Source organism: Streptomyces boluensis (genome assembly GCF_009908195.1).
GTDB lineage: Bacteria > Actinomycetota > Actinomycetes > Streptomycetales > Streptomycetaceae > Streptomyces > Streptomyces boluensis.
Genome location: NZ_JAAAHS010000101.1, coordinates 1 through 21,769 on the forward strand (window position 1 = coordinate 1; position 21,769 = coordinate 21,769).

Below are 21,769 nucleotides of genomic sequence, written 5' to 3' on the forward strand. Positions count from 1 at the left end.
TCCCAGTCCCCCGACTCGGGCGGGGCCGCCGCCGTACGCATCTCGCGTACGGACTCCGCGCTCAGCACCCGCTCGTCGCCCCGCTCCAGGAAGACCGCGAACCGCGCCAAGTCTGCGGTGGTCGACCAGAGTTGTCCGGCCGGGGCCATCAGTCCGAGGTCCTCGACCGGCTCGTCGAGCAGCACGTCGGCCCAGGGGTGCACGGCGAGCCCGGCGGCGTGCAGCGCCTGCGGCTGCGCGCTGGTGCGGTGCAGGCCGAGCGGTTCGAGCACCTCGTCGCGGAGCACATCGGCCCAGGGCGCGCCCCGGAGCGCTTCGACCAGCGATCCGAGCAGGGTGTAGCCGGGGTTGGAGTAGTGGTGCCGCCGACCCACCGGGTGCCGGAACGGCTCCTCACCGAGTACGTCGGCGAGCTCGGGCCTGACGGTACCCGGCGTGCGCTCCCACCACGGCGAGGGTGCCTCCGCGGCCAACCCGCCGGTGTGTGCGAGCAGTTGGCCGACGGTCACTTCCCCGACGTCGGCGCGCGAGCCGGTGCCCGTACTCGTACCCGTACCCGGCAGGTGCTTGGCCAGCGGATCGGCGAAGTCGAGCACGCCCTCGTCCCGCAGCCGCATCACCAGGACCGCGGTGAACGTCTTGGTGAGGGAGCCGATGCGGTACTGGGTGTCGGCGTCGGGGAGCTGCCCTTCGACGGAACCCCGCGCTCCGTCCCAGACGACGTTCCCGTCCCGGACGACTGCGGCCACGACGGACGGCGCCCGCCCCTCGGACTGCGCCACCGCGATCCGGTGCAGCAGGGCCCTCCGGGTGGTGGGCAGCAGCTCCGCGTATCCGTGGTCGTCGGGGCGGGTCGGCGTGGGCGAGGCGGGCGAACCAGTACGAGTAGGCGTCATGCCCCCAGTCCACCGGTACGGCGCCACACAGTCGAGCCGATTTCGCCGTACGCGCGACGCCCTTCCCGTACCCGGGAAGCCCTCCCCGTACGCGCGAAGGCGGCACCGTACCCGCGAAGACGGCACCGGACGAGCGACATGTGGCAGCCCGCGTGGGCTCAGCCCGAGGCGTCCTCATCCGCGTCAGCGCCCTCATCCGTGTCCGCTCCCTCGGCCGCGTGCGGGAGCAGGGGGAAGAGTCGGGTGATGAGCGCCACCGGCAGGGCGCCCTCGGGCCGGGCCAGCGGGCGTTGTTCGCGGTCCTGGTACGGGGCGAGCGCCCGGCGGACGGTGTCCGCGACCCGGCGCATCTCCTCCGGCGTCAGATAGGCGACGGCGCTGAAGGCCTCCTCATGCCGCCATCCGGCGGGCGCCGCGTCCCGGCCGTCGAGCCAGCGCTGCCAGCTCTCGTCCTCAAGGCCGCGCGCCAGCTCGCCGAACCGCTCCTCGGCGGGCGCCTCGGCCTGAGCGTCGGCGGCGTCGCCCGCGAAGCTGAGTCGCTTCAACCGCCAGGGGCGAGCGCGGCCGCCACCGTGCGGGGCCTCCTCGATCCGTCCGTGACGGGCGAGCTGCCGCAGGTGGAACGAGCAGAGCCCGGAGCTGTACCCGAGCCTGGTCGCGGCCTCGGTCGCCGTGACCGTACCGACTTCCGCGAGCAGGTCGAGGAGGGCGGTACGGACATCGTGCTCGCGCAGCTCGTCGGCCGAACCCGCCCTACCCACCGGGGTGTTGGGGGCGGAACGGTCGGCAGAACCCTCGGCAGCGAGGTCATCTTCAGTCACTTTGCAAAGTCTGCTACTTTGCAAAGCACTTGGCAAGCGATCCGAGCCGCACCTGATGGGCATGTGCGCCACGCATGCCGCGTGCGGAAAGGGGAACCTCGATGTCCGTCAGCCACGACCACCCTCACCCCGTGGACCGTCGCGTCCGCCTGCAGGGCCGGCCCGTCGACACGTTCCCCGCCCTGCCACCGGAAGTGGACCGGGGTACTCCGCGCCGGATCACGGAGGTCGGCGAGGAGGTGCTGAACCGACCGTGCCGGGAGGTCACGGAGTTCGGCACTCCGGAGCTGTCGACCCTGATCGACGACATGTTCCGGACGATGTACGTCGCCGAAGGCGCAGGCCTCGCCGCCAACCAAGTCGGCGTCGACCTGCGGGTGTTCGTGTACGACTGCTCCGACGACGACGGCATCCGGCACGTCGGCCACATCGTCAACCCCGTACTGGAACTTCCCGGTCCGGGTGCTCGCCGCCTCGTCGACGACATGGAGGGCTGCCTCTCCGTACCCGGCGCCGGCCTGCCCGTCCCCCGTACCGACCAGGCGGTCGTGCGCGGACTCGACCAGGACGGCAACCCCCTAGTCGTAGAAGGAACCGGCTACTTCGCGCGCTGCCTCCAGCACGAGGCCGACCACCTCATCGGCCACCTCTACCTCGACCGGCTCGCCAAGCGGGACCGCAAGGAGGCGCTGCGGCAGATGGCGGACCGGCGCGAGGAGGTCTTCGCCCGACGCGAGCTCAAGGCGGAGCGCTTGGCCGCAAGGCCCTAGCCACGCCCTGATCCGAGGCGGCCCACGCCGATGAACTACCGGAGCGCACCGCGGAGTTGGCCCACTCGCCTACAAGCGCGGGTGCGCCCTCCTCTGCCCACAGCTAAGCCCACCCCACCCCCGCGCGACCGTCCCTACAGTCGGTCTCATGACAACGGTCACCACGCACAGCGTCGAATACCCGGCCGACGGCCTCACCATGATCAGCCACCTCGCACTCCCCGCCGGTACGGGCCGCCGCCCCGCAGTCCTGATCGGCCCCGAAGGGACAGGCCTGAACGACTTCCAGCGCCGCCGGGCCGACGCCCTCGCCGAACTGGGATACGTGGCGCTGGCCTTCGACATCAACGGCGGACGCTGGTTCACCGACATCGAGGAGATGCTGGCCCACGCGCTGCCCCTGCTCGCCGCCCCCGACCGGATGCGGGAGATCGGCCACGCCGCACTCGACGTCCTGCGCGCCGAACCCCGGACCGACCCCGACCGGATCGCCGCTGTCGGGTACGGCACCGGCGGCGCCATCGCGCTGGAACTCGGGCGCGACGGCGTCGACTTGCGGGCCATCGGCACGATCAACGCCCTGACCACCGGCCGCCCCGGCGAAGCGGCACGCATCCGTTGCCCCGTATGGGCCGGGGTCGGATCGGAGGACCCGATCATGCCCGCCGCGCAGCGGGACGCCTTCGCCGCCGAGATGCAGGAAGCGGGCGTCGACTGGCGCCTCGTGGTCTACGGCGGAGCCCAGCACGCCTTCCACCACCCGCCGGTCGACCAGGCCGTGCGCCCCGGCGTCGGCCACCACCCACTGCACGCGCAGCGGGCCTGGCGCGACATCGTCGAACTGCTCGCCGACTGCCTGCCCGTGACGGAGTGACCTTCAGCCCACCGAGCCCACCCCAGGTCGGCGAACGGCGATCAGTGGTCGGCGCGGCTGAGGCGCCTCACCACTGAAGGAGAGCCCCCGACGGCGACGATCACGTCTGCGCCATGTCCACAAACCGCGAGTAGTGGCCCTGGAAGGCGACAGTGATCGTGGCCGTGGGGCCGTTACGGTGCTTGCCGACGATGATGTCCGCCTCGCCCGCGCGGGGCGACTCCTTCTCGTACGCGTCCTCACGGTGGAGCAGGATGACCATGTCCGCGTCCTGCTCGATCGATCCGGATTCACGCAGGTCGGAGACCATCGGCTTCTTGTCCGTGCGCTGCTCGGGGCCACGGTTCAGCTGCGAGAGCGCGATCACCGGCAGCTCCAGCTCCTTGGCCAGGAGCTTCAGGTTTCGCGACATGTCCGAGACCTCCTGCTGACGGCTCTCGGAACGCTTGGAACCGCCGGACTGCATCAGCTGGAGATAGTCGATGACGACGAGCTTCAGGTCGCTGCGCTGCTTCAGGCGGCGGCACTTGGCTCGGATCTCCATCATCGACAGGTTCGGGGAGTCGTCGATGTAGAGCGGAGCGGCCGAGACATCCGGCATACGCCGGGCCAGCCGGGTCCAGTCCTCGTCGGTCATCGTGCCGGAACGCATGTGGTGCAGCGCCACCCGTGCCTCTGCCGACAGCAGACGCATCGCGATCTCGTTGCGCCCCATTTCGAGCGAGAAGATCACGCTCGGCAGGTTGTGCTGGATGGAACAGGCCCGCGCGAAGTCGAGCGCCAGCGTCGACTTACCCATGGCCGGACGCGCGGCAATGATGATCATCTGGCCCGGGTGCAGGCCGTTGGTGAGCTGGTCGAGGTCGGTGAAACCGGTCGGCACACCGGTCATCTCCCCCGAGCGCGAGCCGATCGCCTCGATCTCGTCGAGCGCGCCCTCCATGATGTCGCCGAGCGGAAGATAGTCCTCCGTCGTGCGCTGCTCGGTGACCGCGTAGATCTCCGCCTGGGCGCTGTTGACGATCTCGTCGACATCGCCGTCGGCCGCGTATCCCATCTGCGTGATGCGCGTGCCCGCCTCGACCAGGCGGCGCAGCACCGCGCGCTCATGGACGATCTCCGCGTAGTACTCGGCGTTCGCGGCGGTCGGGACCGTCTGGACCAGGGTGTGCAGATACGACGCGCCACCGACCTTGGTGATCTCGCCGCGCTTGGTGAGCTCGGCGGCCACGGTGATCGGGTCGGCCGGCTCGCCCTTGGCGTACAGATCGAGGATCGACTGGTAGATCGTCTCGTGCGCGGGCCGGTAGAAGTCGTGGCCCTTGAGCACCTCGACGACGTCGGCGATCGCGTCCTTGGAGAGCAGCATGCCGCCGAGCACGGACTGCTCGGCATCGAGGTCCTGCGGCGGTACCCGCTCGAAGGGGGTGCCACCGCCGTCCCATCCGTCGCCGCCTCGGTCCTGGTCGCCGTCGCGGCCGCGGCCGCCCTCCCGGCGCTGGCGGGTGACGGGCAGACGGTCACTGGGACCGCTGTCGGCCCAGGGGCCTTCCAAAGGCTCGGAAACACTCACCGGGCCACCTCCTCCCGTCCGCCGAGCGGACCTCGCCGTGCCTCCTCTTTCTACGGCACAGCACTGACAAACAAGAGGCCCAACTCCGCTTCTGTCGCGTTGGTTATGCGGGGGTTTCCGTGAGCGGAAAACGAGGCGGGCGCCGGACCACGGTAGGGCCGCGGGCACCGTCAGCCAATCTGGTTATCCACAGGCGCTGTGGATGACGGACCCATTGCTGTGGAGAACTCGCCGAAACCTGTGCACGGTCCGGTGGACAGCGCTGTGAACAAGCCCTCAGCCCCTCCGCCATACCCACCCTGACCTGCGCGTTCATCGCCCCCCGGCTGTGCATAGAAAAAAGTTTTGAAACGGGGGCAAGTTCCTGTCGAACAGCGCCACGAGACAGCCTGAGCCAACACACAAGTAAGGGTCGCTAGACCATTGCGTCTCTTACCTGTGGAAGATTACATTGGTGCCCATGACCCAGGCGCCCTCCACCCCCAAGGCCGTACGCAGACGGCACGACCGCGAGATCATCGCGCTCGCCGTTCCGGCCTTCGGAGCGCTGGTCGCCGAGCCGCTCTTCGTGATGGCCGACACCGCCATCGTCGGCCACCTCGGCACCGCCCAACTGGCCGGACTCGGCGTGGCCTCCGCCCTCCTGATGACCGGCGTCAGCATCTTCGTCTTCCTCGCGTACGCCACCACCGCGGCCGTCGCCCGCAGGGTCGGCGCCGGTGACATGCCGTCCGCGATCCGCCAGGGCATGGACGGCATCTGGCTCGCCCTCCTGATCGGCGTCGCCGTCGTCGCGGTCATCGTGCCCACCGCCCCCGCCGTCGTCGACCTCTTCGGCGCCTCCGCCACCGCCGCCCCGCACGCGATCACCTATCTGCGGATCTCCGCCCTGGGCATCCCGGCCATGCTCATCGTCCTCGCTGCCACCGGAGTGCTCCGCGGCCTGCAGGACACCAAGACCCCGCTCTACGTCGCCATCGCGGGCTTCGTCGCCAACGCCCTGCTCAACCTCGGCCTCGTCTACGGCGCCGGGCTCGGCATCGCCGGATCCGCCTGGGGCACGGCCATCGCCCAGATCGGCATGGCGGTCGCCTACCTCGTCGTCGTGGTCCGCGGCGCCCGACGGCACGGCGCCTCGCTGCGCCCCGACGCCGCCGGCATCCGCGCCTGCGCCCAGGCCGGAGCTCCACTCCTCGTCCGTACGCTCTCGCTGCGGGCGATCCTGATGATCGCCACCGCGGTCGCCGCCCGGCTCGGTGACGCCGATATCGCCGCCCACCAGATCATCCTGACCCTGTGGAGCCTGCTGGCCTTCGCCCTGGACGCCATCGCCATCGCCGGTCAGGCCATCATCGGCCGCTATCTGGGAGCGGGTGACACCCAGGGCGCCCGCGAAGCCTGCCGTCGCATGGTGCAGTGGGGCATCGCATCGGGCTTCGCGCTCGGGCTCCTGGTGGTGGCCGCCCGACCGGTGTTCCTCCCGCTGTTCACCAGCGACGCCAACGTGCAGGACGCGGCGTTCGCCGCGCTGCTCGTGGTGGCCGTATCGCAGCCGGTCTCCGGGATCGTCTTCGTCCTGGACGGCGTCCTGATGGGAGCGGGCGACGGCCCGTATCTCGCCTGGGCGATGCTCGCCACACTCGCGGTGTTCACTCCGGTCGCCCTCCTCGTACCCACCTTCGGTGGCGGCCTGACCGCGCTGTGGGGAGCGATGGCACTGATGATGTCGGTGCGCATGATCACCCTGTGGCTGCGGGCCCGCTCGGGCCGCTGGATCGTCACCGGCGCCACACGCTGACGCCCCCACCGCCGACCCTGTTTCACGTGAAACACGACCGCTTCACGTGAAACATGACCGCGCCGCACACCAACACCCCACCCCGGCAAGCCAGTCGACCACCACGGCAACCCCCGGACAAAGCACTGGGCCCGCCCCCCGAAGGGAGCGGGCCCAACACTCAGACTCAGCAGTGCCGAGTACGACGCTTACGCGGAGACGACCTCGACGTTGACCTTGGCGGCCACCTCGGGGTGCAGGCGCACGGACGTCTCGTGGGCGCCCAGCGTCTTGATCGGCGAGCCCAGCTCGACGCGACGCTTGTCGATCTTCGGGCCACCGGCAGCCTCGATCGCCGAAGCGACGTCAGCCGGGGTCACGGAACCGAAGAGACGACCGGCTTCGCCGGAGCGGACGGCAAGGCGAACCTTGACGGCCTCGAGCTGACCCTTGATCTGGGTGGCCTGCTCGATGGTCTGGATCTCGTGGATCTTGCGAGCGCGGCGGATCTGCGCCACGTCCTGCTCGCCACCCTTGGTCCAGCGGATCGCAAAGCGACGCGGGATCAGGTAGTTGCGAGCGTAGCCGTCCTTGACGTCAACGACGTCGCCAGCGGCACCGAGGCCAGAGACCTCGTGGGTGAGGATGATCTTCATGATTCGGTCACCCTTCCCTTATCGCGCGGTGGACGTGTAGGGCAGCAGCGCCATCTCACGGCTGTTCTTGACGGCCGTGGCGACGTCACGCTGGTGCTGCGTGCAGTTGCCGGTCACGCGGCGGGCACGGATCTTGCCGCGGTCGGAAATGAACTTCCGCAGCATGTTCGTGTCCTTGTAGTCCACGTACGTGACCTTGTCCTTGCAGAATGCGCAGACCTTCTTCTTAGGCTTGCGCACAGGCGGCTTCGCCATGGTGTTTCTCCTGTGTGATCAAGAAGTGTGGGTACGAAACCCGCCCTAGAAGGGGGGCTCGTCCGAGTAGCCGCCGCCGGAGCCGCCGGAGCTTCCGCCCCAGCCGCCACCGCCGCCACCCTGCTGGCCGCCACCGGCCGGCGCACCGGTCGCCCAGGGGTCGTCGGCGGGAGCACCGCCGCCGCCCTGCTGCTGACCGCCACCGGAGCTACCGCCCCAGTTGCCGCCGCCGCCCTGCTGGCCGCCGCCACCGCCGCCGCCGTAACCACCCTGGCCACCGCGACCACTGGTCTTGGTGACCTTGGCCGTGGCGTTCTTCAAGCTGGCGCCGACTTCCTCGACGTCGAGCTCGTAGACCGTGCGCTTGATGCCCTCACGGTCCTCGTAGGACCGCTGCTTCAGGCGACCCTGCACGACGACGCGCATGCCTCGCTGAAGCGACTCCGCGACGTTCTCCGCCGCCTGACGCCAGACCGAGCAGGTCAGGAACAGGCTTTCGCCGTCCTTCCACTCATTGGTCTGACGGTCGAAGGTGCGGGGAGTGGACGCGACACGGAACTTCGCGACCGCCGCACCGGAGGGGGTGAAGCGCAGCTCGGGGTCGTCGACAAGATTGCCGACGACCGTGATGACGGTCTCGCCTGCCATGGGGGTACCTCTCGGCGGGTTGCTGCTGGCTGCTTGCTGCTACTCGATTCCCGAGCGCTCTGAGCTGAAAGCTCAGTGCATCTCGGGACGGAGGACCTTGGTCCGGAGGACCGACTCGTTCAGGTTCATCTGGCGGTCGAGCTCCTTGACGACCGCAGGCTCGGCCTGCAGGTCGATGACCGAGTAGATGCCCTCGGGCTTCTTCTTGATCTCGTACGAGAGACGACGACGGCCCCAGGTGTCGACCTTCTCGACCTTTCCGTTGGCCTCACGGACAACAGAAAGGAAGTTCTCGATCAGCGGGGAGACAGCGCGCTCCTCGAGATCGGGGTCGAGGATGACCATCACTTCGTAGTGACGCATGTGGAACCCACCTCCTTTGGACTCAGCGGCCACGGTCGTTCCGTGGCAGGAGGGTCGTGATGCGTACGCAACGGTATCGGCCGCCACTGACAATCGGCTCCCGCGAGCGGGGCTGAGGCTGTGGTGGGCAGACACCGGTGCAGACGGTAAAGAGTACCCGCACGTCGGCTTCCGGTTGAAATCCGGCGGTCAGGGGCCGCACTCTGTACACATCGGGTGTCTAAGGCGCTACGATGCGCCGCTCTTGCCAGGAGGTGCCCCATGGCACAGGCAATGCGACCCAACACGGGGACGTCGCTGTTCGCCACGGACGGAAAGCCGCATCCCCTCCAGGACACGCTTCTCACGGTGACCCTCGTACTCGGCTTCACGGCGTTCGTCACGGCGATGTTCCATAACCTGCACCTGCTCAGTTCCTGGGCGGGACTCGTGGGGATCATCACGGGCGCGTACGGACAGTTCGTGTCCGAGACCACCAGGGAGCGGTTCTTGCTGATCGTGGGCCTGGGGGCCTCGGCGGTCGGCTTCTTCCTGGGAATGGCCCATGGCGGCCTCTTCGGGGGACTGCTCGGCTGACCCCTGTAGCCGCCCGCGAACCTCGTGGCTGTCCGGGAGAAAGAGCCCCGGACAGCTCCTCCCCGCATACGGCCAGTCAGGGCGCTCCCCGGGCGCAGTAGGCTTCGGCGCGTGAGCCGGAAGCCCCTGCCCCATGGGGACACACCAGCCGAGGAGCGCCCCAGCATGAGCCTGACCCTGCGGACCATCAGCCGTGAGCAGCATCTGGCATATATCCAGAGCCTGCCCTCGGCTAGCCACTGCCAGGTCCCGGCGTGGGCTGATGTGAAGAACGAATGGCGCTCCGAGTGCCTGGGCTGGTTCGACAAGAGCGACGAGTTGGTCGGCGTCGGCCTGGTGCTCTACCGCCAACTGCCCAAGATCAAGCGGTACTTGGCGTACCTGCCCGAGGGCCCGGTCATCAACTGGCATGCGCCGAACCTCGAGGACTGGCTGAACCCGATGCTGGCGCATCTGAAGCAGCAGGGCGCGTTCTCCGTGAAGATGGGCCCGCCCGTGGTGATCCGGCGCTGGGAGGCGCCGACCATCAAGAAGGGCATCCAGGACCCGGACGTCAAGCGCCTGCGGGACATCGAGGCCGATGTCATCGAGCCGCGCGCCTTCGAGGTCTCCGACCGGCTGCGCAAGCTCGGTTGGCAGCAGGGCGAGGACGGCGGCGCCGGCTTCGGTGACGTACAGCCGCGGTACGTGTTCCAGGTGCCGCTGGCCAACCGTTCCCTCGACGATGTGCAGAAGAGTTTCAACCAGCTCTGGCGGCGCAACATCAAGAAGGCCGACAAGGCCGGCGTCGAGGTCGTCCAGGGCGGCTACGACGACCTGCCCGCCTGGCAGGAGCTGTACGAGGTCACCGCCGAGCGCGACCGGTTCCGTCCGCGTCCGCTCAGTTACTTCCAGCGGCAGTGGAAGGCCCTCAATGCCGAGGACCCCAACCGCATGCGGCTGTACATCGCCAAGCACGAGGGCGAGCCCCTGGCCGCGGCCACGATGCTGACCGTCGGCAGCCACGTCTGGTACTCGTACGGCGCCTCCGTGAACCACAAGCGCGAGGTCCGGCCGTCCAACGCCATGCAGTGGCGGATGCTCCGCGACGCGTACGCGCTCGGTGCGAGCGTCTACGACCTGCGCGGTATCTCCGACACCCTGGACGAGTCGGACCACCTCTTCGGTCTGATCCAGTTCAAGGTGGGCACCGGCGGCGAGGCCGTCGAGTACATCGGCGAGTGGGACTTCCCGCTGAACAAGGTGCTGCACAAGGCGCTCGAGATCTACATGTCGAAGCGCTGACCGAGCACAATCACCTCCACACCCCAAGACAGACGGCAGACACAAGAAGGGTTCCGGGACCGTCCATGGCGCTCACGCTCTACGTCGACACCGCGCGCTGGCGGGCACATCACAAGCAGGTGCTCGAACAGTTCCCGGGAATCGTGCCTGTCTGTAAGGGCAACGGTTACGGCTTCGGTCACGAGCGGCTCGCCGACGAGGCGACCCGCTTCGGCTCCGACATGCTGGCCGTCGGGACGACCTACGAAGCGGCCCGTATCAAGGACTGGTTCAGCGGCGACCTGCTGGTGCTCACGCCGTTCCGCCGGGGGGAGGAGCCCGTTCCGCTGCCCGACCGGGTGATCCGTTCGGTCTCCTCCGTGGAGGGTGTGCACGGTCTTGTGGGCGCCCGGGTCGTCATCGAGGTCATGAGCTCGATGAAGCGGCACGGCGTCACCGAGCAGGAACTCGCCTACCTGCACGCCGCCATAGAGGATGTCCGCCTGGAGGGCTTCGGCATCCACCTGCCGCTCGACCGCACCGACGGCTCGGACGCCGTCGAGGAGGTCATCGGCTGGATGGACCGGCTGCGCGCGGCCCGGCTTCCGCTGCACACCATGTTCGTGAGCCACCTCTCCGGGCAGGAACTGGCCCGGCTGCAGCAGCAGTTCCCGCAGACCCGCTTCCGCGTCCGGATCGGTACGCGGCTCTGGCTGGGCGACCACGACGCGACCGAGTACCGCGGCTCCGTCCTCGACGTGACGCGCGTGGCCAAGGGCGACCGTTTTGGTTACCGGCAGCAGAAGGCAGCCTCCGACGGCTATCTGGTCGTCGTGGCGGGCGGTACGTCGCACGGCGTGGGCCTGGAGGCGCCGAAGGCGCTGCACGGCGTCATGCCGCGCGCCAAGGGCGTGGCCCGCGCGGGCCTCGCGTCGGTGAACCGGAACCTGGCGCCGTTCGTCTGGGCGGGCAAGCAGCGGTGGTTCGCGGAGCCGCCGCACATGCAGGTGTCGATCCTGTTCGTCCCGTCGGACTCCCCGGAGCCGAAGGTCGGCGAGGAGCTGGTGGCCCATCTGCGGCACACCACGACCCAGTTCGACCGCCTGGTCGATCACTGACGCATCCAACAAGGAACAGGGCCGGCCGCGAACTCCGCGGCCGGCCCTTTCCGTTGTGCCCCTCGTGCTTCCTCAATCGCGCCTCGCTCAGGGCGAGACGCCGCTCGCCGCACCCCTCGCGCCCACCGTGCGTGCGGTCCCGCCCACCGCGGTCCCTTCCGTGCCCCAGGCGACGTACGTGCCGGTGCCGGTCGGTGGCGTAGCGGCGTGCCGTGGTGGGTGGGCGGCCTGGCCCAGGACGTGGACGTCGGGCGCGCGGTCGAGGACGCCGCCCGAGGGGTCGTCGGAGCCGTCCCGGCGCACCACGTCCCGCTCGGGCATGAGGATGTCCCGGACGACCACCGCGCACAGGTAGAGCGTGCCCATCAGGTGGATCACGACGGCGAGTTGGTAGCCCTCCTGCGGCAGGCCCTGGTGCTTGTCGCCGCTGGTCGTGTACGCGAGGTACAGCCAGATCCCGAGGAAGTACATGACCTCGCAGGCCTGCCAGATCAGGAAGTCCCGCCAGCGCGGCCGGGCGAGCGCCGCGAGCGGGATCAGCCAGAGCACGTACTGCGGTGAGTAGACCTTGTTCGTGAGGATGAACGCGGCGACTACGAGCAGCGCGAGCTGGGCGAAGCGCGGCCTGCGCGGGGCCGTGAGCGCGAGCGCCGCGACACCGAGACAGGCGAGGGCCATCAGCGCGGTCGCGAGGGTGTTGACCGTGTCGGTGTCGAGCGCCCCGTAGCGCTGCTGGAGGACCAGCCAGAAGGAGCCGAAGTCGACGCCGCGCTCCTGGCTGAAGGTGTAGAACTTCTTCCACCCCTCGGGCGCAAGCAGCATCACTGGCAGATTGACCATGAGCCACGAGCCCGCCGTGCTCGCCGTCGCGGCCGCGAACTCCCGCCATTTCCCTGCCCGCCAGCACAGCACGAGTAGTGGTCCGAGCAGCAGGACGGGGTACAGCTTGGCGGCGGTGGCCAGGCCGAGCAGCACACCGAAGGCGACCGCCCGCCCGCGCGACCACATCAGCATGGCGGCGGCCGTGAGGGCGATCGCGAGCAGGTCCCAGTTGATCGTCGCGGTGAGCGCGAAGGCGGGCGCGAGCGCGACGAAGAGGCCGTCCCAGGGGCGGCGCCGGTGGGTGCGCGCGACACAGACCGCGATGACGGCGGCGCAGACCATCAGCATTCCGGCGTTGACGAGCCAGTAGATCTGCTCGCGGTCCTGGATGGTGCCGCCGTCGGGCACGACCCAGGAGGCGACCTCCATGAACACCCCGGTCAGGACCGGGTATTCGAGGTACTCCATATCGCCGCTGAGCTTGTCGAAGTACGGCACCAGACCGTCGGAGAAGCCCCGTCCGGCGAAGAGGTGGGGGATGTCCGAGTAGCAGGCGTGCGTGTACTGGGAGCTGGCCCCGAAGAACCAGGCGCCGTTGTAGCAGGGCAGCTTCTGCACCATGCCGAGCGCGAACATCCCGATGGCGACCAGCGCGATGACGCGTACGGGGGTCCACCAGCCCGTGCCGAGCAGCGCCCGGCGGCCGAGCGGGCCACCGATCAACTCGCTGCCGTTCCTGGCCACTTCGTCCTGTCTGGTCGGCAGCACCGGCTCGGCGGGCTCCGTCTGCTTCGAGAGCTCCGCCTGCTTCGACAGTTCCGTGGGCTGCGAGTGCTGCGCGCTCGGGTCCGGGCTCGTGCTGCTCGTCATGGACTCATCCTGCCGTACGAGTCTGAGCGCACGACGAGGGCCGCCGCACCCGGTGGGTGCGACGGCCCTCGTTTCACGTGAAACACGCGACCACGGTGGCGTGGAACGCGACGGGGGGGCGGCTAGCCCGTCGGCCCGCCGAACCATCCGCCTCCGCCGCCTCCGTTGCCATTGCCCCCTGAGGGTGGCTCCGGGGTGGTGGTCTCGCCGCCGGTGGTGCCGCCGTCGGCTCCGCCGGTGTCCGTACCGCCGTCGGTGGTCCCGCCGTTCTCCTTGCACTTCAAGTCGAACGGGTCGCAGGTCTCGCCGGGACTCGGTTCACCGCTGGGCGAGCCCGAGGGGTTCGGGCCCGTGGGCGTCGGGGTCGCGCTGTCCTCCGGGTCCGCGGTCTCGGTCGGCGAGGGCGACGGGCTCGGGGCCTCGCCGACGATGTCGCCGATCTCCTCGGCCGCCGGGAAGGCTTCCGGAGTGACGCCCTTCATGGCGCCCTCCATGTAGTCCTTCCAGATCTGCGCCGGGATGTCGCCACCGTGGATGGACGGCACGCCACCGGTCCCGTTCATGGAGAGCAGCTCGCCCTCCTTGGGGTCCGTACGGAACAGGGTGACCGCGGTCGACAGCTCCCGGGTGTAGCCGACGAACCAGGCCGACTTGTTCTTGTCGGTGGTGCCGGTCTTGCCCGCCACGGGGAAGCCGATGTCCGCGACCTTCTTGCCCGTGCCGTTCTTCACCACGTTCTGCAGCACGTCGGTGATGTTGTTGGCGACGTTCGCGTCCATCGCCGACTTGCGCTTGGGCTTCTCGAAGCCGGGGAGGACTTCCTGCTGGTCGTTCTCGCTCTTGACGACCTTGGTCACGGAGTACGGCTCGAAGTGCGCACCCTCATTGGCGAAGGTGCCGTACGAGTCGGCCATGCGGATCGCGCTGGGCGTCGACGTACCGAGGGAGAACGAGGCGTTGCCCAGGTTCCCCTTGTCGAAGCTCTCCTCCAGGATGCCGGTGTTCGCGGCGAGGTCCCGGGTCTTGGAGAGGCCGACGTCGATGCCGAGCTGCACGAACGGGGTGTTGATGGACTGCTCCATCGCCTTGCGGAGCGTGACCTTGCCCCACATCCGGTCGCTCTCGTTCTTCTGCCGGAACGGCTGACCCTGGGCGTCCTTGATCGGGTCGCCGTTCTGGTCGTTGATGATCAGTTGGTCGTTGCCGTTGTAGAGGCTCTCCGGCGAGATGGCCTGGCCGTCGTTCTTCACGGTGCCGTCCTGCATGGCGGCAGCGAGGACGTACGGCTTCCAGGTCGAACCGACGGGCACACCACGGGTGTTGGCGTTGTTGGTGTAGTGCCCCTCGTCGAAGCCGTTGCCGCCGTACAGCGCGACGATGGCCCCGCTCTTCGGGTCGACGGACGCGCCACCGAACTGGACGTTCTTGTCCGTCTTCGGCCGCTTCTTGTCGTCGAGGAAGGCCTTCTTGGTCCGCTGGACGGCCTTCTCCATCTCCTTGACCTTGTTCTTGTCGAAGGTCGTGTAGATCCGGTAGCCGCCCTTCTCCAGCTCCTCGGCGGGGATCTTCAGCTTGGTGGCCACGTAGTCCTTGGCCGTGTCGACGAGGTAGCCGGTCTGGCCGGCCAGCGTCGACTTCTGCTTGATGGGCTTGGGGAACGGGCCGGCCTTGTCACGCTTGGCCTGCGTCAGGTTCCCGGTCTCCACCCTGCGGTCGAGGATCCACTCCCAACGGGCCTTCAGGCGCTTGGTGTTGGCCTTGGCCGTGGCGTTGGCGCCGACACCGCCGTCGGGGCTGTAGAGGTTCGGGCCCTTGAGGACACCGGCGAGGAAGGCGCTCTCCTCCATGGAGAGCTTCTCCGAGTCCTTGCCGAAGTAGGCCTGGGACGCCGCCTGGATGCCGTACGCGTTGCGGCCGTAGTACGCGGAGTTCAGATAGCCGGCGAGGACGTCGTCCTTCTCCATCTCCGCGCCGACCTTTATGGAGATGAAGAGTTCGCGTGCCTTACGCGTGAGGGTCTGGCTCTGGTCCAGGTAGGTGTTCTTCACGAACTGCTGGGTGATCGTCGAACCACCCTGCGTCTCCCCGCCCTTCGCCATGTTCACGACGGCACGGGCGATACCCATCGGGTCGACGCCTTTGTCGTTATAGAACGTGGCGTTCTCCGCGGACACCACCGACCAGCGCATATCCGGCGGAATGCGGTCGATACCGACCACCTGGCGGTTCTTCTCGCCGCCCGTGGCCGCCATCTGCGTGCCGTCGGACCAGTAGAAGACGTTGGTCTGCGCCGAGGCGACATCCTGCGCCTTCGGCATGCCCACCATGGCGTACGCGATACCCGCCGCCGCCATCAGAAGCCCGCAGAAGCCGATGAACGTACCCGTGACCTGCTTCCAGGACGGCACGAACTTGCGCCAGCCGGCCTTGCCGGACCGCGGGTAGTCGATCAGCCTCCTCTTGCCGGGCCTGCCCGGCGGCTCGGCGCCACGCCCCCGGCCACGGCCCGGACCACCAGGGCCGGGACCGCCGGGACCGCCGCCACCGCGGCGTCCACCGCCAGCGGCGCCCGCGGCACCACCACGACCGGCCCCCTCGGCGGCGCGACGACGGCCGCCCCCGGAGGCGCTGCGTTGTGCTGCGCGCCGGGCCGCGGCGCGACCCTCGTACGGCGGTTCCCCACCGGCAGCGAACGAGTCGGGCGACTCGTACGAACCGGAAGCGGAACCTGTGGCATCGCGCGGTGCTGCGCGCCGACCGGAGGACCCGGTGACGCCGCGCCTGACCGCGGCACGTCCGCCGCCCTGCGACTGGGGCGGTTTGCGACGGTGCTCGCTCATCGAACGACTACTCCTCGGGCAGGCGCGTAGCGCGCCTGGAAGCGGCAGGTGATTTCCGGTCCCCCCGAAGTGCGGACGCGCCCATGGCAAGGCCCGACCGCACTGCACCGAGGACGGGGACGCGCATGAGCGCCTCGTGGTTCCCGGTGGTCTGCATGCCGCACACACTACGCACCGTCAAAACCCACCTAGAGCTGAAGTTCACCCCAAATCAGGCAACTTGCTTCCTACGAATCAGTGATGTGACGCCGTTCACCGTGCCCCCACTTGTCGATGTTGAAGGGCCGTTCTATCGTCGTGATGTATCGACTCGATACATCAGCTCGACATAAAGAGCCGGCGAGAGGAGGGCGAACGGTGAGCAGACGCTCCGGCATCCTCGAGTTCGCCGTCCTGGGCCTGCTGCGTGAGTCCCCGATGCACGGTTACGAGCTGCGCAAGCGGCTCAACACCTCGCTCGGCGTCTTCCGCGCCTTCAGCTACGGGTCGCTGTACCCCTGCCTCAAGACACTGGTCGCCTGCGGCTGGCTGATCGAGGAGCCGGGCAACACACCGGAGGACCCCCTCGCCGCGCCCCTGTCCGGCCGCCGCGCCAAGATCGTCTACAGGTTGACGGCGGAAGGAAAGGAACACTTCGAGGAGCTCCTCGCCCAGACCGGCCCGGACGCCTACGAGGACGAGCACTTCGCCGCCCGCTTCGCCTTCTTCGGACAGACCTCGCGGGACGTACGTATGCGGGTGCTCGAAGGCCGCAGGAGTCGACTCGAGGAGCGCCTCGAGAAGATGCGGGCCTCCTTCGCCAGGACGCGTGAGCGTCTTGACGACTACACCCTTGAGCTCCAGCGGCACGGCATGGAGTCCGTGGAGCGCGAAGTGCGCTGGCTGAACGAGCTCATCGAGAGCGAGCGGGCGGGGCGCGACCAGCAGCGGTCGACCCCGGACGGCTCGGCTCAGCAGGACACATCTGGAATGACGGGCGGCCTGCCCCGGAACCGGGACAGCACCCGGCCGGATCCGTCCGACGACACCGACAAGTGAGGTCCCGCGTTCTGCGGGGCCTCATCGAGAACAAACAGGGAGCAACCGGAATGGGTTCGGTTCGCGTAGCCATCGTCGGCGTAGGCAACTGCGCCGCCTCGCTGGTGCAGGGCGTCGAGTACTACAAGGACGCCGACCCGGCGTCCCGGGTCCCGGGTCTGATGCACGTCCAGTTCGGCGACTACCACGTGCGCGACATCGAGTTCGTCGCCGCGTTCGACGTCGACGCGAAGAAGGTCGGCCTCGACCTCTCGGACGCCATCGGCGCCAGCGAGAACAACACCATCAAGATCTGCGACGTGCCGAACGCCGGCGTCCAGGTCCAGCGCGGTCACACCTACGACGGTCTGGGCAAGTACTACCGCCAGACCATCGAGGAGTCCGCCGAGGCGCCCGTCGACATCGTCCAGACGCTCAAGGACAAGCAGGTCGACGTACTCGTCTGCTACCTGCCCGTGGGCTCCGAGGACGCGGCGAAGTACTACGCGCAGTGCGCCATCGACGCCAAGGTCGGCTTCGTCAACGCGCTCCCGGTCTTCATCGCCGGCACCAAGGAGTGGGCGGACAAGTTCACCGCGGCCGGCGTCCCGATCGTCGGTGACGACATCAAGTCGCAGGTCGGCGCCACCATCACGCACCGCGTCATGGCGAAGCTGTTCGAGGACCGGGGCGTCATCCTGGACCGCACGATGCAGCTGAACGTCGGCGGCAACATGGACTTCAAGAACATGCTCGAGCGTGAGCGCCTGGAGTCCAAGAAGATCTCCAAGACGCAGGCCGTCACCTCGCAGATCCGCGACCGCGAGCTCGGCGAGGACAACGTCCACATCGGCCCGTCCGACTACGTCGCCTGGCTCGACGACCGCAAGTGGGCGTACGTCCGCCTCGAAGGCCGCGCCTTCGGCGACGTCCCGCTGAACCTGGAGTACAAGCTCGAGGTCTGGGACTCCCCGAACTCGGCCGGCGTCATCATCGACGCCCTGCGCGCCGCCAAGATCGCCAAGGACCGCGGCATCGGCGGCCCGATCCTGTCGGCGTCCTCGTACTTCATGAAGTCCCCGCCGGTTCAGTACTTCGACGACGAGGCCCGCGTGAACGTCGAGAAGTTCATCAACGGCGAGGTCGAGCGCTGAGCGCCGGTCCCTCCGCTGCCTTACGCGTCCCGGGCTCACCCCCAAGGCGCACAGGTTCCTTGATCGCAGGCCCCCGGGAAATCCCCCCGGGGGCCTGCGTGCTGTGTGACTCTTGGTGCCATGGCCGTCGTACGTGATCTGCGCGTACTCCTGCGCTTCCGGGACTTCCGGCGCCTGCTCGCGGTGCGCCTGCTCTCCCAGGCCGCCGACGGGGTCTACCAGGTGGCGCTCGCCACCCACGTCGTCTTCTCCCCGGAGAAGCAGACCTCGCCCGCCGCCATCGCCTCCGCCATGGCGGTCCTGCTCCTTCCGTACTCCCTCGTCGGCCCGTTCGCGGGCGTCCTCCTCGACCGCTGGCCCCGACGGCAGGTTTTTCTGTACGGCAATCTGCTGCGCGCGACGCTGGCCTGCGCCACCGCGCTGCTGATCCTGGGCGAGGTGACGGACGCGCTCTTCTACGCCTCGGCCCTCTGCGTCACGGCCGTCAACCGCTTCGTCCTCGCCGGGCTCTCCGCCGCCCTGCCCCGGGTCGTGGACAGCGAACGCCTGGTCGTCGCCAACTCCCTTTCCCCCACGGCCGGAACGCTCGCCGCGACCGCGGGCGGCGGGCTCGCCTTCGTCGTCCGGCTGGCGGGCCCGGACTCCGACGCCCTGGTCGTCCTGGTCGGCGCCGCCCTCTACCTCTGCTCGGCGCTCGTCACCCTGCGCTTCCCGCGCGACCTGCTCGGCCCACGGCCTGACGCCCTGCAGCCCCAGCTCGGCGCGGCGCTCACCTCCACGGCCCGAGGCCTGGTGGACGGCATCCGCCACCTCGCCGCGCCTGAACGCCGCCCCGCCGCAAGGGCGCTCGGCGCGATGACCCTGATGCGCTTCTGCTACGGCGCGCAGCTCGTGATGGTGCTGATGCTCTGCCGGTACGCCTGGTCGTCACGCGAGACGGACGGGCTCGCGCTGCTCGCGCTGGCCGTCGGGTTCTCCGGCGCGGGCTTCTTCGCCGCCGCCGTGCTGACCCCCAAGGCCGCCGAGCGGTTCGGTTCCGGCGGCTGGATCGCGGTGTGCGCGGGCACGGCGGCGGTTCTCGTGCCGGCTCTCGGGCTGCCGTTCGCGCCGGTCCCGACCCTGATCGCCGCGTTCGTCCTGGGCCTGGTCACCCAGGGCGCGAAGATCGCCACGGACACGGCGATCCAGTCCACGGTGGACGACGCCTTCCGTGGCCGGATCTTCTCCGTTTACGACGTGCTGTTCAACGTCGCCTTCGTGGGCGCCGCCGCGGTAGCCGCCCTGATGCTGCCGCCGGACGGTCGATCGGTCCTTCTGGTGCTCTCAATTGCCTTGCTCTACGCGGCGATTGCTATCGCTATGCACCGAAGTGCCCCTCAGTAAGTGTCACATCAATGACACAACGGCTCCCTGAACTTCTGTGATGTCAGTGGGGCCCTATAGCTTTCATGCGTCAACTACGCGCCAACGCACCTGAGTTCCAGGGGGACCCCCAAGTGACCAAGACCATCAAGAACGTGGCCCTCATCGTCGTCGGCCTGATCGTCATCGGCGGCGGCTGGATAGCCAGCCGCGACGACGCCCAGGCCGCCGAGGTCGGCAGCTGCATGAGCCTCGGTGACGCGAGCAGCTCCACCGACCCGGACCTCGAGGTGGTGGACTGTGGCGACTCCAAGGCGAAGTACAAGGTCGCCGAGAAGAAGGACGGCGCCACCGGCGGCTGCGACCGCACCAAGTACTCCGAGTACACGCAGAGCGGCGACGGTGACTCCTTCACCCTCTGCCTGGAGGACTACAAGAAGTAGGCGACTCGGCCGACTTGCTCGGCAGGCGCTGTTTCACGTGAAACAGCGCGCCGAGGGCTTGCACGCAGCGGGGGCCGTGTTTCACGTGAAACACGGCCCCCGCTCTCGTATGTCCGGGCACTCAGCCCTGCCGTACACGAGGGTGCTCATCCCTCCCGTACGGGCCTCTCAGACCTGCGCGGCCCACCACTCCTTGAGCTCGGCGACCGCCGCGTCCCGCTCCATCGGCCCGTTCTCCAGCCGGAGTTCGAGCAGGAACTTGTACGCCTGGCCGATCACCGGGCCGGGGCCCACGCTCAGGATCTCCATGATCTCGTTGCCGTCGAGGGCGGGGCGGATCGCGTCCAGCTCCTCCTGCTCCTGCAGCCGCTCGATCCGCTCCTCCAGGCCGTCGTAGGCCCGGGACAGCGCGTTCGCCTTCCGCTTGTTGCGCGTCGTGCAGTCGGAGCGGGTGAGCTTGTGCAGCCGGGAGAGCAGCGGGCCACCGTCACGCACGTAGCGCCGCACCGCGGAGTCCGTCCACTCGCCCGTGCCGTACCCGTGGAACCGCAGGTGCAGCTCGACCAGGCGCGAGACGTCCTTCACCAGCTCGTTGGAGTACTTGAGCGCGGTCATCCGCTTCTTCGTCATCTTGGCGCCGACCACCTCGTGGTGGTGGAAGGAGACCCGCCCGTCCGACTCGAAGCGCCGCGTCTTCGGCTTGCCGATGTCGTGCAGCAGCGCCGCGAGCCGCAGCGTGAGGTCGGGACCGTTCTCCTCCAGCTCGATCGCCTGCTCCAGAACGATCAACGAGTGCTCGTAGACGTCCTTGTGCCGGTGGTGCTCGTCACTCTCCAGGCGCAGGGCCGGCAGCTCGGGCAGGACATGGTCGGCAAGGCCGGTGTCGACGAGCAGCGCGAGGCCCTTGCGCGGGTAGGCGGACAGCAGCAGCTTGTTGAGCTCGTCCCTGACCCGCTCGGCCGAGACGATCTCGATCCGCTCCGACATCGCGGTCATCGCCGCGACCACATCGGGCGCCACCTCGAAGTCGAGCTGCGCGGCGAACCTGGCGGCACGCATCATGCGCAGCGGGTCGTCCGAGAAGGACTCCTCGGGGGTGTTGGGAGTGCGCAGCACCCGCGCCGCGAGGTCCTCGAGGCCGCCGTGCGGGTCGATGAACTCCTTCTCGGGGAGCGCCACGGCCATCGCGTTCACGGTGAAGTCGCGGCGCACGAGGTCCTGCTCGATGGAGTCGCCGTACGACACCTCGGGCTTGCGCGAGGTCCGGTCGTACGCCTCGGAGCGGTACGTGGTGACCTCGATCTGGAAGTGCTGATCGGAGTCGTCGACGCGGGCGTGCTTCTGGCAGCCCACCGTGCCGAAGGCGATCCCGACCTCCCAGACCGAGTCGGCCCAGGGCCGGACGATCTTCAGTACGTCCTCGGGGCGGGCGTCGGTCGTGAAGTCCAGGTCATTACCGAGCCGGCCGAGCAGCGCGTCCCTGACCGAGCCGCCGACCAGGGCGAGCGAGAACCCGGCGGCCCGGAAGCGGCGGGCGAGTTCATCGGCGACGGGGGACACGCGCAGCAGCTCACTCACCGCTCGGCGCTGCACCTGGCTCAGGGCACTGGGGTTGTCTTCATTGGCGTTCGGCACAACAGAAAAGAGTACGTGGCCTGCGCAGTCCCGGCC

At 68.8% G+C, this 21,769-nt stretch carries 20 protein-coding genes; 10 read left to right on the forward strand and 10 right to left on the reverse strand.

Annotation, left to right across the window (positions count from 1 at the left end):
• A partial coding sequence (locus GUY60_RS15375) for a serine hydrolase domain-containing protein (protein ID WP_246235051.1) occupies positions 1-824 on the reverse strand: 824 nt, incomplete at its 3' end.
• Between the two features lie 230 nt (positions 825-1,054).
• The gene (locus GUY60_RS15380) at positions 1,055-1,717 is read right to left on the reverse strand and encodes a winged helix-turn-helix domain-containing protein (RefSeq protein WP_312866316.1); all 663 of its coding nucleotides are present in this window, start codon (positions 1,715-1,717) and stop codon (positions 1,055-1,057) included.
• 101 nt (positions 1,718-1,818) lie between these two features.
• On the opposite strand from GUY60_RS15380, the gene def reads away from it, so the two are divergent.
• Both def and GUY60_RS15390 read left to right on the forward strand, forming a co-directional pair.
• The gene (gene def / locus GUY60_RS15385; RefSeq protein ID WP_161698046.1) at positions 1,819-2,487 is read left to right on the forward strand and encodes a peptide deformylase; all 669 of its coding nucleotides are present in this window, start codon (positions 1,819-1,821) and stop codon (positions 2,485-2,487) included.
• A 148-nt stretch (positions 2,488-2,635) separates the two neighbouring features.
• Entirely contained in the window at positions 2,636-3,361 is a 726-nt protein-coding gene (locus tag GUY60_RS15390; RefSeq protein ID WP_161698048.1) for a dienelactone hydrolase family protein, read from the forward strand.
• Positions 3,362-3,461: 100 nt separating this feature from the next.
• Here the strand turns inward: GUY60_RS15390 and dnaB are convergent, their stop codons facing one another.
• Positions 3,462-4,934 carry a replicative DNA helicase gene (gene dnaB, locus GUY60_RS15395; protein WP_161698050.1) on the reverse strand — a complete coding sequence of 491 codons (1,473 nt, stop codon included), beginning with the start codon at positions 4,932-4,934 and terminating at the stop codon, positions 3,462-3,464.
• A 460-nt stretch (positions 4,935-5,394) separates the two neighbouring features.
• Here dnaB and GUY60_RS15400 point away from each other — a divergent pair, with 460 nt between their 5' ends.
• Positions 5,395-6,732: an MATE family efflux transporter gene (locus tag GUY60_RS15400; RefSeq protein ID WP_161698052.1), complete on the forward strand. Its 1,338-nt coding sequence runs from the start codon at positions 5,395-5,397 to the stop codon at positions 6,730-6,732.
• A 188-nt stretch (positions 6,733-6,920) separates the two neighbouring features.
• On the opposite strand, the gene rplI is transcribed toward GUY60_RS15400, so the two are convergent.
• The 4 genes from rplI to rpsF all read right to left on the reverse strand — a co-directional run bounded on the left by rplI (position 6,921) and on the right by rpsF (position 8,633).
• Positions 6,921-7,367: a 50S ribosomal protein L9 gene (rplI, locus tag GUY60_RS15405; protein WP_161698054.1), complete on the reverse strand. Its 447-nt coding sequence runs from the start codon at positions 7,365-7,367 to the stop codon at positions 6,921-6,923.
• An 18-nt stretch (positions 7,368-7,385) separates the two neighbouring features.
• Positions 7,386-7,622 (reverse strand): 30S ribosomal protein S18, encoded by a 237-nt coding sequence (gene rpsR, locus GUY60_RS15410; protein ID WP_003949403.1) that lies wholly within the window; start codon positions 7,620-7,622, stop codon positions 7,386-7,388.
• Positions 7,623-7,667: 45 nt separating this feature from the next.
• Positions 7,668-8,270, reverse strand: a complete 603-nt coding sequence (locus GUY60_RS15415) for a single-stranded DNA-binding protein (protein WP_161698056.1) — start codon at positions 8,268-8,270, stop codon at positions 7,668-7,670.
• A 72-nt stretch (positions 8,271-8,342) separates the two neighbouring features.
• Positions 8,343-8,633 carry a 30S ribosomal protein S6 gene (rpsF, locus tag GUY60_RS15420; protein ID WP_161698058.1) on the reverse strand — a complete coding sequence of 97 codons (291 nt, stop codon included), beginning with the start codon at positions 8,631-8,633 and terminating at the stop codon, positions 8,343-8,345.
• A gap of 261 nt (positions 8,634-8,894) precedes the next feature.
• On the opposite strand from rpsF, the gene GUY60_RS15425 reads away from it, so the two are divergent.
• The 3 genes from GUY60_RS15425 to GUY60_RS15435 all read left to right on the forward strand — a co-directional run bounded on the left by GUY60_RS15425 (position 8,895) and on the right by GUY60_RS15435 (position 11,590).
• Positions 8,895-9,209, forward strand: coding sequence for a hypothetical protein (locus GUY60_RS15425; protein WP_161698060.1), 315 nt, complete (start codon positions 8,895-8,897; stop codon positions 9,207-9,209).
• Positions 9,210-9,374: 165 nt separating this feature from the next.
• Complete coding sequence (locus GUY60_RS15430) at positions 9,375-10,493, forward strand: lipid II:glycine glycyltransferase FemX (RefSeq protein WP_161698062.1); 1,119 nt, start codon at positions 9,375-9,377, stop codon at positions 10,491-10,493.
• A gap of 65 nt (positions 10,494-10,558) precedes the next feature.
• Entirely contained in the window at positions 10,559-11,590 is a 1,032-nt protein-coding gene (locus tag GUY60_RS15435; RefSeq protein ID WP_161698063.1) for an alanine racemase, read from the forward strand.
• Between the two features lie 87 nt (positions 11,591-11,677).
• Here GUY60_RS15435 and GUY60_RS15440 read toward each other — a convergent pair whose 3' ends face one another.
• Together GUY60_RS15440 and GUY60_RS15445 are read right to left on the reverse strand one after the other, a co-directional pair.
• Positions 11,678-13,282, reverse strand: a complete 1,605-nt coding sequence (locus tag GUY60_RS15440; protein ID WP_161698065.1) for a glycosyltransferase family 87 protein — start codon at positions 13,280-13,282, stop codon at positions 11,678-11,680.
• A gap of 122 nt (positions 13,283-13,404) precedes the next feature.
• The gene (locus tag GUY60_RS15445) at positions 13,405-16,122 is read right to left on the reverse strand and encodes a transglycosylase domain-containing protein (RefSeq protein ID WP_161698067.1); all 2,718 of its coding nucleotides are present in this window, start codon (positions 16,120-16,122) and stop codon (positions 13,405-13,407) included.
• 357 nt (positions 16,123-16,479) lie between these two features.
• On the opposite strand from GUY60_RS15445, the gene GUY60_RS15450 reads away from it, so the two are divergent.
• The 4 genes from GUY60_RS15450 to GUY60_RS15465 all read left to right on the forward strand — a co-directional run bounded on the left by GUY60_RS15450 (position 16,480) and on the right by GUY60_RS15465 (position 20,098).
• Positions 16,480-17,160, forward strand: a complete 681-nt coding sequence (locus tag GUY60_RS15450) for a PadR family transcriptional regulator (protein WP_161698069.1) — start codon at positions 16,480-16,482, stop codon at positions 17,158-17,160.
• Between the two features lie 50 nt (positions 17,161-17,210).
• Positions 17,211-18,293, forward strand: coding sequence for an inositol-3-phosphate synthase (locus GUY60_RS15455; protein ID WP_161698071.1), 1,083 nt, complete (start codon positions 17,211-17,213; stop codon positions 18,291-18,293).
• A 120-nt stretch (positions 18,294-18,413) separates the two neighbouring features.
• Positions 18,414-19,676, forward strand: a complete 1,263-nt coding sequence (locus GUY60_RS15460) for an MFS transporter (protein WP_161698073.1) — start codon at positions 18,414-18,416, stop codon at positions 19,674-19,676.
• Between the two features lie 113 nt (positions 19,677-19,789).
• The gene (locus GUY60_RS15465; RefSeq protein ID WP_187370024.1) at positions 19,790-20,098 is read left to right on the forward strand and encodes an LppU/SCO3897 family protein; all 309 of its coding nucleotides are present in this window, start codon (positions 19,790-19,792) and stop codon (positions 20,096-20,098) included.
• Positions 20,099-20,266: 168 nt separating this feature from the next.
• On the opposite strand, the gene GUY60_RS15470 is transcribed toward GUY60_RS15465, so the two are convergent.
• Positions 20,267-21,733 (reverse strand): CCA tRNA nucleotidyltransferase, encoded by a 1,467-nt coding sequence (locus tag GUY60_RS15470; RefSeq protein WP_161698075.1) that lies wholly within the window; start codon positions 21,731-21,733, stop codon positions 20,267-20,269.
• Positions 21,734-21,769: the final 36 nt, after the last annotated feature.